This is a genomic window from Burkholderia sp. AU16741 (assembly GCF_002223345.1).
In the GTDB taxonomy this organism is placed as follows: domain Bacteria; phylum Pseudomonadota; class Gammaproteobacteria; order Burkholderiales; family Burkholderiaceae; genus Burkholderia; species Burkholderia sola.
This window is the reverse complement of record NZ_NKEZ01000007.1, coordinates 297630-310543: the sequence shown is the minus strand read 5'-3', so window position 1 is coordinate 310543 and position 12914 is coordinate 297630. Positions and strand designations below refer to the sequence as shown.

The window sequence follows — 12914 nt, the reverse complement described above, 5'->3', positions numbered from 1 at the left end:
TTTTCCGGAACGACGCTCAGGCGATCAGCCTGAGCTTTCTCGTCTCCGCGAGCCACGCCTCGAACGCCTGCGCCGGCATCGGCCGCGCGTAGTAGTAGCCCTGCGCGTGATCGACGTCGAGCTGCTTGAGGAATTCGGCTTCCGCATGCGTTTCGACGCCTTCGGCGACCACCGCGAAATTCAGCGCCTTCGCGAGCGACACGACCGAGCGCACCAGCGCCTGCGAACGCGGATTGCGGTCGATGGCCGTGATGAAGGTGCGATCGAGCTTGATCGCGTCGAGCGGCAGACGCGACAACTGCGACAGCGACGAATAGCCGGTGCCGAAATCGTCGAGATGGATCTCCGCGCCGAGCTGGCGGAACTGCCGCATCAGCCCGATGGCCGCCTCCTCGTCCTCGATGAAGCAGCTCTCGGTCAGCTCGATGTCGAGCAGGCCGGGCTTCAGCCCCGCGCCGTCGAGAATCGACGCGAACTGGTGGACGATGTTCATGTCCTGCAACTGCCGCGCGGACACGTTCACCGCGATCCGGATGCCGAGCCCCTTCGCCTTCCACGCGGCGGCCTGCGCGGCCGCGGTGCGCATCACCCAGCGCCCGAGCGGCGCGATCAGCCCCGACTCTTCCGCGAAACGGATGAACTCGATCGGCGCGACGAGGCCGCGATCGGGCGACTGCCAGCGGATCAGCGCCTCGACGGCATGCACGTCGCCCGTCGCGATGTCGACGACCGGCTGGTAGTACAGCACGAACTGCTCTTCCTCGAGCGCCTTGCGCAGGTTCGTGTCGAGCCACATGCACTTCGCGACCTTCTGGTTCATCTCGAGCGAGAACACGCGATACGTATGCTTGCCTTCCTCCTTCGCGACGTACATCGCGGTGTCGGCGCAGCGGATCAGCGTCTCCAGCGAATCGCCGTGCTGCGGATACATCGCGATGCCGATCGAGCAGCTCGTGTAGACCTCCATCAGCCCAAGATGGATCGGCGTGCGCAGCCGTTCGAGGATGATCTGCGCGGTCGCCTCGAGCAGCGGGCGCGTGCCGTGTTCGAACAGCACGAGGAATTCGTCGCCGCCGAGCCGCGCGAGCGTAGCGCCGGACGGCAGGCAGCCGCTGATGATCGCCGACACGTCCTGCAGCAGGCGGTCGCCGGTGATGTGCCCGTAGTGATCGTTGACGCGCTTGAAGTTGTCGAGATCGAGGAACAGGATGCCGACCTGGCCGTGCGTATTGGCGTCCTCCTGCGCGATCGCCGCGTGGATGCGCTCGCTGATCGCGTGGCGGTTCGGCAACCCGGTGAGCACGTCGGTGTTCGCGAGCTCGGTGAGCCGGTGCTGCGCGTTGCGCTCCTCGGTGATGTCGATGCCCGAGCAGATCAGGAACTGCTCTTCGACGCCGCTGCCGCTCTGCACGAACTTGTTGCGGAACTGGAACAGGCGCGGCCCGTTGACCGTGTTGATGTAGCGCTCGACCGCGAACGGCTGGTTGCTCGCGAAGAAGCCCGTGATGTTGGTGCGCGACTGCGCACCCTGCTCCGGGCTCATGAACAGCTCGAACGCGCTGCGGCCGATCACGTCGACCTCGCGCTTGCCCGTCACTTCCTCGCACAGGCGGTTGAAGCGCTGCACCATCCCGTTGCGGTCGAGGATCACGACGAGCGAATTCACCTCCGACACGACCTGCTCGGCGAACGCGAGCCCGTGCGACAGATCGCCGGCGACGGACTCGGTATCGGAATAGGCGGACGCCGTGCCGGCCCAGTCGACCGTATTGACCTTCCTGCCGACGAGATGGAGGCTGACCGGGCTCCCGAACAGCACGATTTCGAGCACGAGGTGCGACGTGACGCCGGTCAGCGCGCGGATGCGCGCAGCCTGTTCGACCGTCAGCGCGACCGCGACGTTGGTCAGGCCGCGGACCGCGGCCAGTTCGAGTGCATTGCTGTCGCTGCCGAGACGCCAGCAGGGGCTGCGCGTACCGACGTGCGCCTCGAGCACCGCGCTATCGTTTTCGTCATCCATGGACACGCCCCGATCCAAAAAAAACGCACAGTGTAGACGGAGGCGAGTGACCCCGCCGCCTTCCCGGGCCGCGCGGCGCGCCTACCCGGCAGGGCAGCCGCGATTGCCATGACAGCGGCCTCGTCCCGTCCTTGTTTGCAGCTGATGCGACCGGCGTTCGCGCGTGATGCGCGCAGGTTCTGCCTTACGAATGATGAGATCTGCCTTACGAATGAGAGCCATCTTATCAAATGACAATGAAGATTGGCACTCACATTTAGATAATTGTGTCAAGGAATCGGGACTCGATTGGCAAGACGGACTTTTCATGATTAGCCGCATTGCGAATGCGCGCAAGGTGCAGTGCGCATCGACGGCGGCGTGGCCGCCCGGCGCCCGCCGGGCGGGCATGCGAGGCCGATCCATCGATATGGGGCCTGATCTTTGGTGAGGCCGCGGCGGCAGGGTCGAATCGGCTGCCGCGAGCCGCGTTTCCGCTGCTTTTTGATTCCGTTTGCGCGTGAATGCGCGTCTTTATTCCCCAGTTCGTTGCAATATGCGCCACCCGCCCCGGCGCGGAGCGTCCGCGCCGGGGCGCGACTCAGCCTGCCGCGCCGTAGCCGCCGCCGCCCGGCGTTTCGACGACGAACACGTCGCCCGGCGCCATCTGCGCGCGGCCGATGTGGTCGAGCGACTCGACCGTGCCGTCCGCCCGCTCGATCGTGTTGCGGCCGAGCGCGCCGGCTTCGCCGCCCGCCGCGCCGAACGGCGCGTGGATCCGGTTGTTCGACAGGATCGACGCGGTCATCGGCTCGAGGAAACGGATCCGCCGCACCGCGCCGTCGCCGCCGCGCCAGCGCCCGCCGCCGCCCGAGCCGGCGCGGATCCGGTGCGAATCGAGCCGCACCGGGTAACGCCATTCGAGCACCTCGGGATCGGTGAGCCGCGAGTTCGTCATGTGCGTCTGCACCGCGGCGACGCCCGCGAAGCCGTCGCCCGCGCCGCTGCCGCCCGCGATCGTCTCGTAGTACTGGTATTGATCGTTACCGAATGTGAAGTTGTTCATCGTTCCCTGGCTCGACGCGACGCAGCCGAGCGCGCCGTACAGCGCGTTGGTGATCGCCGACGACGTCTCGACGTTGCCCGACACGACGGCCGCCGGGTACTCGGGGTTCAGCATCGAGCGGGCCGGCACGATCACGGTCAGCGGCTTCAGGCAGCCGGCGTTCAGCGGGATGTCGTCGCCGACGAGCGTGCGGAACACGTACAGCACGGCGGCCATGCAGACGGCCTTCGGCGCGTTGAAGTTGTTGCCGAGCTGCGCGGAAGTCCCGGTGAAATCGATCTCCGCGCGGCGAGCAACACGATCGACGCGGATCGCGACGCGAATCTCCGCGCCATTGTCGAGCGGGTAGCGGTACGCGCCGTCCTGCAGCGCGCCGATCACGCGCCGCACGGCTTCTTCGGCGTTGTCCTGCACGTGCGTCATGAACGCGAGCACGACGTCGCGGCCGAACTGCGCGACCATCCGGCGCAGCTCGTCGACGCCCTTCTGGTTCGCGGCGACCTGCGCGCGCAGGTCGGCCATGTTCTGCTCGACGTTGCGCGCCGGATAGCGGCCGGATGCCAGCAGCGCGCGCGTCTCGGCATCGCGCAGCACGCCGGCCGACACGAGCTGCCAGTTGTCGATCAGCACGCCTTCCTCGTCGATATGGGTCGAATCGGGCGGCATCGAGCCCGGCGTCGTGCCGCCGATATCCGCATGGTGGCCGCGGGAGCCGACGTAGAACAGCGGCGCGTCGGCGCCGTCCGCGAACACCGGCGTGATGACCGTCACGTCCGGCAGGTGCGTGCCGCCGTGGTACGGGTCGTTCAGCATGAACACGTCGCCGTCGCGCATGCGGCCGCGGTTGCGCTCGATCACCGTGCGGATGCTCTCGCCCATCGAGCCGAGGTGCACGGGCATGTGCGGCGCGTTCGCGATCAGGTTGCCGTCGCCGTCGAAGATCGCGCACGAGAAGTCGAGCCGCTCCTTGATGTTCACCGAGTACGCGGTGTTCTGCAGCCGCAGCCCCATCTGCTCGGCGATCGACATGAACAGGTTGTTGAAGATCTCGAGCCGCACCGGATCGGCGTCGGTGCCGAGCGAGCGGCGCGTGGGCAGCGGCGTCGTGCGCGTCAGCACGAGATTGCCCTGGGCGGTCATCTCCGCGCGCCAGCCGGGCTCGACGACGGTCGTGCCGTTCTTCTCCGCGACGATCGCGGGGCCGTCGATCGCGTCGCCGGCGCGCAGCGTGTCGCGCACGACCAGCGCCGCGTCGTGCCACTGGCCGCCGGAATAAAAGCGCACGGCCGTGCGCGCTTGCGCCGCCGCACCCGCCTCGCGCGGCGCCAGCGGCGCGATGTCGACCGGCGCGTCCGAGCGGCCGATCGCCTCGACCGACGCGAGCTCGGCGACGAGCGGCGTGCCGGGCATCAGGAACGCGTAGCGCTGCCGGTACGCGGTTTCGAACGCCTGCTGCATCGCCGCGACCGAGCCGGCCGGCACGTCGAGCGCCGAATCGGTGCCGTGGTAGCGCAGATGCACGCGCCGCTCGGTCGCGATGCGCTCCGGCGGCACGCCCTGTTCGAGCAGCGCGCCGATGGCTTCGTCGGCCAGCCGGTCGAGCGCCGCGTTCAGCGCCGGCAGCGATTCGTCGGACAACACGGCTTCCACCGCGCGCTCGCGCATCGCGGTCTGGTCGGCGAGGCCCATCCCGTATGCGGACAGCACGCCCGCGAGCGGATGCGCGAACACTTGCGTCATGCCGAGCGCATCGGCCACGCCGCATGCGTGCTGGCCGCCCGCGCCGCCGAACGTCGTCAGCACGTAGCGCGACACGTCGTGGCCGCGCTGCACGGAAATCTTCTTGATCGCGTTCGCCATGCTGCCTATCGCGATCTCCAGGAACCCTTCGGCGAGCGCCTCGGGCGTCTCGCGCCGGCCCGTCGCCGCGTGGATTTCGTCGGCGAGCGCCGCGAACTTCGCGACCACACCGTCGCGGTCGAGCGGCTGGTCCGCATGCGGGCCGAACACGCGCGGGAAATGATCGGGCTGGATCTTGCCGAGCATCACGTTGCAGTCGGTCACCGTCAGCGGGCCGCCGCGCCGGTACGCGGCCGGCCCCGGGTTCGCGCCGGCCGATTCGGGCCCGACGCGCAGCCGCGCGCCGTCGAAACCGAGCACCGAGCCGCCGCCGGCCGCGACCGTATGGATGCTCATCATCGGCGCGCGCATCCGCACGCCGGCCACCTGCGTCTCGAACACGCGCTCGAATTCGCCGTTGTAGTGCGACACGTCGGTCGACGTGCCGCCCATGTCGAAGCCGATCACTTGCTCGAAGCCGGCCGCGCGCGCCGCGCGCACCATCCCGACGATGCCGCCGGCCGGGCCCGACAGGATTGCGTCCTTGCCCTGGAACGCATCGGCGCGCGTGAGCCCGCCGCTGCTCTGCATGAACTGCAGGTTCACGCCCGGCATCTCGTGCGCGACCTGCTCGACATAGCGGCGCAGGATCGGCGACAGGTACGCGTCGACCACGGTCGTATCGCCGCGCGACACCATCTTCATCAGCGGCGACACCTCGTGCGACACCGACACCTGCGTGAAGCCGATGCGGCGCGCGAGTGCCGCCAGCATGCGTTCGTGCGCGGTATGGCGATAGCCGTGGATCAGGACGATCGCGAGCGCCCGCACGCCGCTGTCGAACACGCGGCGCAACGACGCTTCGGCACCCTGAACATCGAGCGGCACGACCACGTCGCCGTGCGCGCCGACGCGCTCGTCGATCTCGACGACCGTCTCGTACAGCGCGTCGGGCAGCACGATGTCGAGATCGAACAGGCGCGGCCGGTTCTGGTAAGCGATGCGCAGCACGTCGCGAAAGCCGCGCGTGGTCGCGAGCGCGGTGCGTTCGCCCTTGCGTTCGAGCAGCGCGTTGGTCGCGACCGTCGTGCCCATCTTCACCATGTCGACCTGCGCGGGCGTGATCGGCTCGCCTGCCGCGAGGCCGAGCAGGTGGCGGATGCCGGCTACGGCCGCGTCGCGATACTGCTCGGGGTTCTCCGACAGCAACTTGTGCGTGACGAGCGTGCCGTCGGGCCGCCGCGCGACGATGTCGGTGAACGTGCCGCCGCGGTCGATCCAGAATTGCCAGCGCGCGGCGTCGGAGGGAACGGAGGAAAGGTGTCGGTCAGTCATGATGTCGGTCGATGCGTCGTTGATTCGAGGGACGAGCGCCGCCGCACGGCGCGCGTCGCGCGCCGCGTCACGGTGTCGATGAAAGGGGAAGAAAAACGCGGGGCCGGACGCCCCGCGGCTGCCGTCGGTCAGGCGGCGTCGAGTTCGCGGCCGCGGGTCTCGGGCAGCGTCAGCGCGGCGACGATCACCACGCCGTAGGCGGCGACCGCGAAGAGGCCGATGCTCGTACCGAGCCCGTACTGCTTGGACAGCGCGCCGATCAGGAACGGGAACAGCGCACCGATCGCGCGGCCCACGTTGTAGCAGAAGCCCTGGCCGGAGCCGCGCACGCGGGTCGGGAACAATTCGGTGAGGAACGCGCCCATCCCCGAGAAGATGCCCGATGCGAAGAAGCCGAGCGGGAAGCCGAGCCACAGCATCGACGCGTTGGTCAGGTTCAGCGACGTGTACGCGAACGCGATCACCATCGAGCCGACCGCGAACAGGATGAAGTTCGGCTTGCGGCCGAGGCGGTCGGTCAGATACGCGCTCGTCAGGTAGCCGACCCACGAACCGAAGATGATCATCGCGAGATAGCCGCCGGTGCCCATCACCGTCAAGTGCCGTTCGGTCTTCAGGAAGGTCGGCAACCACGTCGTGATCGCGTAGTAGCCGCCCTGCGCGCCGGTCGTCAGCAGCGCCGCGCGCAGCGTCGTCGTGATCAGCTTCGGCGCGAAAATCTCGGTGAGGCGCGGCGCGTCGGTCACCTTCGCCTGCGCGGCCTTCTCCTTCTCGTAGACGTCCGGCTCCTTCACGTAGCGGCGGATCGCGACGACCAGCAGCGCGGGCGCGAGCCCGACGAGGAACAGCGCGCGCCACGCCTGCTCGGCCGGCAGCACGGAGAACAGCAGCGCATACAGCAGCGCGCACAGCCCCCAGCCGATCGCCCAGCCCGACTGCACGAGGCCGACCGCCTTGCCGCGATCGCGCGCGCGGATCACCTCGCCGATCAGCACCGCGCCGGCCGTCCATTCGCCGCCGAAGCCGAAGCCCATCAGCGCGCGCGCCGCCAGCAGCTGGTGGTAGTTCTGCGCGAGCCCGCACAGCGCGGTGAACACCGCGAACCACAGCACCGTGAGCTGCAGCGTGCGCACGCGGCCGATGCGGTCGGACAGGATGCCGGCGATCCAGCCGCCGAGCGCCGACGCGAGCAGCGTGACCGTGCCGATGAAGCCGGCGTCGGCGAGCGTGATGCCCCAGGTCGCGACGAGCGTCGGGATCACGAACGACAGCATCTGCGTGTCCATCCCGTCGAGCATGTAGCCGACCTTGCAGCTCCAGAACGCGCGGCGTTCGCGCGGCTGCGCATCCGCGTACCACGAGAACAGGCCGCTGCGCTCGCGGCTCGCGGGCTCGGCGGCGGGCGCCGCGAGGGTCTTGCTTTCCATGGTGATGCTCCTGTCGTTGTGCGCCGATCGAATGGCGTGGGGTGCGGTGTGTCTGTCGAAGGTGCGTCGCGTGCGGGGCCGGCCGGGTCAGAACACGGCGAGCGACGCGTTCGTGATGTCGGTCATCAGCATGTGGCCGGGCGTATGCGCGATCGCGATCGGCAGCTTCGCGTCCATCAGCGCGGTTTGCGGCGTCACGCCGCACGCCCAGAACACCGGCAGCTCGCCGTCGCGGATCGTCACCGCGTCGCCGAATTCGGGCGCGTCCAGATCCTCGATGCCCAGTTCCCGCGGATGGCCGATATGGATCGGCGCGCCGTGCACGCCCGGGAACCGGCTCGTGATCTGTACGGCGCGGATCGCGTCGGCGCCGCGCAGCGGCCGCATCGACACGACGAGCTGGCCGCCGAAGATCCCCGCGCGGCGGTTCGGGATCGACGTGCGGTACATCGGCACGTTGCGACCCTCCTCGACGTGGCGCAGCCCGATCCCTTCGCGGGCGAGCATGTCCTCGAACGAGAACGAGCAGCCGATCGCAAATACGACGAAATCGTCGCGCCACAGCGCTTCCAGCGATTCGGCCTGCTCGGTCAGGCGGCCGTCGCGATACACGTTGTAGCGCGGCACGTCGGTGCGGATGTCGAGATCCTCGCCGAGCGCGGCGATCCGGAACGCACCCGGTTCGCCGACGCCCAGCAGCGGGCAGGCCTTCGGGTTCGCCTGGCAGAAGCGCAGGAAATCGTGCGCGTACGCGTCGGGCAGGATCGCGAGGTTCGCCTGGGCAAACGGGCCGCAATGGCCTGCGGTCGGGCCGCGGAACGCGCCGCGGCGCACGGACTGGCGGAATTCGGAAGGCGTCATGATGGTCGGTCGCAAATCGGGATGGCGGGGCGATGACGGTGGTGTGTCATCGGATATGGCGAAGAATAGAAAGGAAAAAATTTTGTCGCCAACGAGTTTTTTTGCGCCCGTTGTATAGAATTTCTTAACGGTCCTGCGGGTTTTCCCCGGTCCCGTTCACTTTTCGTCGCCGGCAAGCTGCGCATCCATTGCTCGTCCGACCGCCATGAATACGCGTTTTCTCGAAACCTTCGTCATGCTCGCGAAGCTGCGCAACTTCCGCACGACCGCGGCAGCGCTGCATGCGACGCCGGCCGCGATCTCGCAACGCCTGAAAGCGCTCGAGGACGAGCTGCACACTGTCCTCGTCGATCGCGACAGCCGCGCGTTCCGGCTCACGCCGAACGGCGAATACCTGCTCGGCTATGCGAAAGCCGTGGTCGAGGCGACGCAGGAACTGCAGGCCGCCGCGTCCGGCGAGCGTGCACTGGGCGGCAAGCTGCGGCTCGGCGTGATCGAGACGGTCGTGCACAGCTGGCTGCCGCACTATATGCGGCGGCTCGCGGCCGACTATCCGCAACTGGAAATCGACCTGACCGTCGACGTCAGCGTCGTGCTGCAGCGCCGGCTGATGGCCGGCGAGCTCGACCTGATCATCCGCGTCGAGGGCAGCGACGAGGCGTCGGTCGTGTGCGACGCGCTCGCGAACTACCCGGTGCGCTGGATCGCGCGCGCCGGGCTGCTGCCGAACACGCGCACCGGCCTCGCGCGGCAGGTGCTGCGCCAGCCGATCCTCACCTACGGGCGCGGCACCGCGCCCCATCGCGCGCTGGAAGACATCGTCCGCACGCTCGCGCATGCACACGGCGTGCCGCTGTCGGAAACGCGCATTACCGGGTCGCCATCGATCTCGGTGATCGTGCAACTGGTGCGCGACGGTTTCGGCGTCGCCGCGATTCCGGTGTTGTTCGTCGATGCGCTGATCGAAAGCGGCGAAGTCGTCGAGCTGCCGCTGCAGCCGTCGCCGCCGTCGATCGTCGTGTCGATGTCGCGACGGGCGGACGCGCCGCGGTTCGTGCACGGTGCGTCGATCGCCGCGCGGGCGGCATGTCATGAGTATTGCGAAAAGAGCACGCGGTTGCTGGTCGAAGCGCTTTGATTGTGCAGCGGCGAACGACGCGCGTTCGACATCGCCGCGCGAATCGCCCACAATCGCGTTCGGCGCGTCGCCATCTCGGCGCCGCGCATCGTGAATGACGGCCCGGCCGTCCGGCATTCGTCGCTTCGCATGATCGTGCACCACAAGAAGGCAACATGCAGATTCGCTCCGCTTCGTCCCGCCTGAATCTCGCGCGCGTCGTGATCGTCGCGCTGTATGTCGCGTCGCTGCTGCTGCCCGTCGCGGCCGAACCGCCGAATGCGGCCGGCGCCGTGAGCTGGTGGCGCGGCTACACGGTGCTCGCGCTCGGGCCGCTCGCGATCCTCGACCTGCAATTCGCGTGGCTCGGCAATCCGCTGCTCGTGGTCGCGCTGCTGCGGCCTAGCCGTACCGTGTCCGCGCTGCTGGCCGTGGTCGTGGTCTTCGCGCTCGGCTGGCATACGATCCCGACCGACGCGAACTACGAAACGATCCGCACGTTCGGGGCCGGGTACTACCTGTGGATCGCGGCGATGGTCGGCGCCGCCGCGCTGCCGTGGATCGACGGGCGCAAACGGCAGGATGGCGTGGCGCCGAGCCGTGCCGTCGGGGCCATGGATGGGGTCGTACCGAACGGCGCTGTCACCGGCACCGGCAGCCCGGCCCGGCCGAATGCCGCGCCGTCATCGCCCCGGCCGCCTGCCCGGCAAAGCGGCTGGACCGTGACGGCAACCGATACGCGCATCGAAGCGACCGACGGAACCGGTGCGACGCGCGGCATCGCGCTCGCCGATCTCGGCGCGATCGTGATCGAAACCAACGACCAGGGGCCGTTCGCGTCGGATGTCTGGTGGATTCTGTTCGATACGAACCAGCAATTCGCGTGTGCCTTCCCGCAGGATGCCGAAGGCGCGAGGGCCGCGGTCGACCGGCTGCTCGACCTGCCCGGCATCGACCACCGCAAGGTCATCGACGCGCAGACGTCGATCCAGAACGCGACGTTCCCGATCTGGGAGCGCGCGGCGCACGAACCGGCGACGCCAGGAGAAACCGGCGCGGCCGCGTGACCGGCGGCTTGTGCGCGTGCACGCCGCAGCGGCCGTCGTCGGCGAGCGCCGCGCAACGGCCCGGCGACGGATAGTCGTAGCCTTGCAGCGTCAGCGCGAGCCATGCGCCCTGCACGCCGCCGCCGCGATGAAACAGCCGGTCGGCCAGCGCATCGGCCGCCGCGACGTCGTCCGCATGCTCGCGCCCGCCCGCCAGCGTTCGCCGATCCGCCGCTTCGGCACGCGGCGGATCGTCAACGCGCCGACGAAGCGATGCCGATGCCGGAACAGTTCGCGCGACGACAGCGTCGGCGCGCTGTTGCAACAGCGGCCGCACGCGGTGCACGCAAGCAGGTAGGTGTCTACCACGGACGCCGCACCGAATCATGGTAGCGCGTGAGGATGAAGCGCGCGACGTCGTCCGAGTGATACGCGGCGACGAGTTGCGCGACCCACGGCTTCGCGCGATCGGCGTCGCGCACCGTGAGCACGTTCGCATACGGTGAGCGGGCGTCCTCGAGGCTGATGCTGTCGCGGGCGGGCTGCAGCCCGGCGCGGGCCGCGTCGTCGCTGTCGATCGCGACGAACGCGGCCGTATCGAGCGCCGCGTAAAGGCGGTCGCCGCGCAGCGCGACGAATTTCAGCGCGAGCCGGTTGCCCGTCACGTCGCGCAGCGTCGCATGCAGGCCGGCTTTTTCGCGCAGCGCCACCAGCGTGTCGTTCTGCAGCAGCACGAGCGCGCGCGCCATCCCGCGCGGATCGGCGGGCAGCGCGACCGTCGCGCCGGGTTGCAGTTCGTTCAGGTTCTTCAGCTTGCGCGAATAGAACGCCAGCGGCAGCGTGACGGTCGGCGCGACGGCGCTCAGCGCATAGCCTTTCGCCGCGCACGTGGCGCTCAGGCGCTGCGCATCCTCGAAGCTGGCCGCGTCGATCCGCCCGTCGGCCAGTGCCGTGTCGATGCGCGACGCATCGTCGAATTCGACGACGTCGACACCGAGCCCGCGCGCGGCGGCCACCCGCTTCACTTCGTCGAGGATCTGCGCATGCACGCCGCGCGTGACGCCGACGCGCACGGCCGGCACCGCGGCTTCGGCGGCCATCGCCGAACCCTGCTGCATCACCGCGCACGCAGCGAACAGCCACGCTGCAACGAATCGCCCGAGGCCCGTCGTCACGACCCGTCCCTCAGGATCGTTCGGAATCCGATATGCGACGCACCGAGATCGGCGTCCTGCCGTTCGCGCGACGACGCACGATAGCGCACGCAGTAATCGCGCGAACACAGAAACGAGCCGCCCTTGATGACCATCGGCGTATCGTGCCGGCGCGTCGGCGGTGCGACGGCTGCCATGTCGCCGTTCGTATGCGACTGATGCGGGCCCGTGTACGCATCCTTCGTCCATTCCCATGCGTTGCCGATCATGTCGTAAAGACGAAAGCCGTTCGCCGCGTAGCAGCCGACGGGCGCCAGCCCCGCATGACCGTCCTCGGCCGTATCGAGCACCGGAAACGCGCCCTGCCAGTAGTTCGCGGCCGGCTGGCCGTTCGCGTCGCGCGGCGCCGCATCGAGCGATGTGTCGTCGCGGCCGGCCTTGCCCGCGTATTCCCATTCGGCCTCGGTCGGCAGGTCGCGGCCGAGCCAGTGCGCATACGCGAGCGCATCGCGCTGCGTGACGAGCGTCACCGGCAGGTTGCCGAGCCCGTCCACGTCGCTGCCGGGCCCGCGCGGATGCCGCCACGACGCCCCCTTCACCCACGACCACCACGCGAGGTCGCGTGCATTCAGCTCGTCGCGCGTCGGCACATGGAACACCGCCGCGCCACCCTGCTGCTCGGCCTCGGTCACGTAACCGGTGGCCTGCACGAATACGGCGAACTGCGCGATCGTCACGTCGGTCTGGTCGATCCAGAAGCCGCCGACACGCGTCTTGCCGTCGCCGGCCGGACGCTCGTCCGCATACCCGCGCGTGCTGCCGAACACGAACGCGCCGCCGTGCAGGTGCACCATGCCCGCCTTCGGATCGTCGCGCCACTTCGCCGGCAGCCCCGAATAGCGCTTGCACTCGCGCTCCGAACCGAGCGGCGCGAGCGCGCGGCCGCGATTCGGCGCGTCGAATGCGCCGCCTGTCGGCGCCGCCGGATTCGCGTAACCCACCGCGAACGCGGCGGCGAACAGCGTAGCGGCCAGCGCCGCGCCGATCGTCCAGAAGCGGAGCCGCATCGT

At 69.0% G+C, this 12914-nt stretch carries 8 protein-coding genes and 1 pseudogene; 2 read left to right on the top strand and 7 right to left on the bottom strand.

What is annotated here, in order from left to right; translation table 11 throughout:
- Positions 1-16: 16 nt before the first annotated feature.
- The 4 genes from pdeR to CFB89_RS18245 form a co-directional block, all read right to left on the bottom strand.
- The gene (pdeR, locus tag CFB89_RS18260) at positions 17-2020 is read right to left on the bottom strand and encodes a cyclic di-GMP phosphodiesterase (RefSeq protein ID WP_089469069.1); all 2004 of its coding nucleotides are present in this window, start codon (positions 2018-2020) and stop codon (positions 17-19) included.
- Between the two features lie 580 nt (positions 2021-2600).
- Complete coding sequence (locus CFB89_RS18255) at positions 2601-6239, bottom strand: hydantoinase B/oxoprolinase family protein (RefSeq protein WP_089469068.1); 3639 nt, start codon at positions 6237-6239, stop codon at positions 2601-2603.
- Positions 6240-6367: 128 nt separating this feature from the next.
- Positions 6368-7666, bottom strand: a complete 1299-nt coding sequence (locus CFB89_RS18250; protein ID WP_089469067.1) for an MFS transporter — start codon at positions 7664-7666, stop codon at positions 6368-6370.
- An 87-nt stretch (positions 7667-7753) separates the two neighbouring features.
- Positions 7754-8527 carry a putative hydro-lyase gene (locus CFB89_RS18245; RefSeq protein ID WP_089469066.1) on the bottom strand — a complete coding sequence of 258 codons (774 nt, stop codon included), beginning with the start codon at positions 8525-8527 and terminating at the stop codon, positions 7754-7756.
- 205 nt (positions 8528-8732) lie between these two features.
- Between CFB89_RS18245 and CFB89_RS18235 the strand changes: the two genes are divergently transcribed.
- Both CFB89_RS18235 and CFB89_RS18225 read left to right on the top strand, forming a co-directional pair.
- Entirely contained in the window at positions 8733-9665 is a 933-nt protein-coding gene (locus CFB89_RS18235; RefSeq protein WP_089469064.1) for a LysR family transcriptional regulator, read from the top strand.
- Positions 9666-9820: 155 nt separating this feature from the next.
- Positions 9821-10711, top strand: coding sequence for a hypothetical protein (locus tag CFB89_RS18225; protein WP_089469062.1), 891 nt, complete (start codon positions 9821-9823; stop codon positions 10709-10711).
- Here CFB89_RS18225 and CFB89_RS35375 read toward each other — a convergent pair.
- The 3 genes and pseudogenes from CFB89_RS35375 to CFB89_RS18210 form a co-directional block, all read right to left on the bottom strand.
- Positions 10710-11059: pseudogene (locus tag CFB89_RS35375) on the bottom strand (flagellin N-methylase); the annotation flags it as partial. The gene CFB89_RS18225 and the pseudogene CFB89_RS35375 sit on opposite strands and share 2 nt — an antisense overlap.
- Positions 11053-11808, bottom strand: coding sequence for a MetQ/NlpA family lipoprotein (locus CFB89_RS18215; protein WP_089469429.1), 756 nt, complete (start codon positions 11806-11808; stop codon positions 11053-11055). The pseudogene CFB89_RS35375 and the gene CFB89_RS18215, both read right to left, overlap by 7 nt.
- 53 nt (positions 11809-11861) lie before the next feature.
- The gene (locus tag CFB89_RS18210) at positions 11862-12911 is read right to left on the bottom strand and encodes a formylglycine-generating enzyme family protein (protein WP_089469061.1); all 1050 of its coding nucleotides are present in this window, start codon (positions 12909-12911) and stop codon (positions 11862-11864) included.
- Positions 12912-12914: the final 3 nt, after the last annotated feature.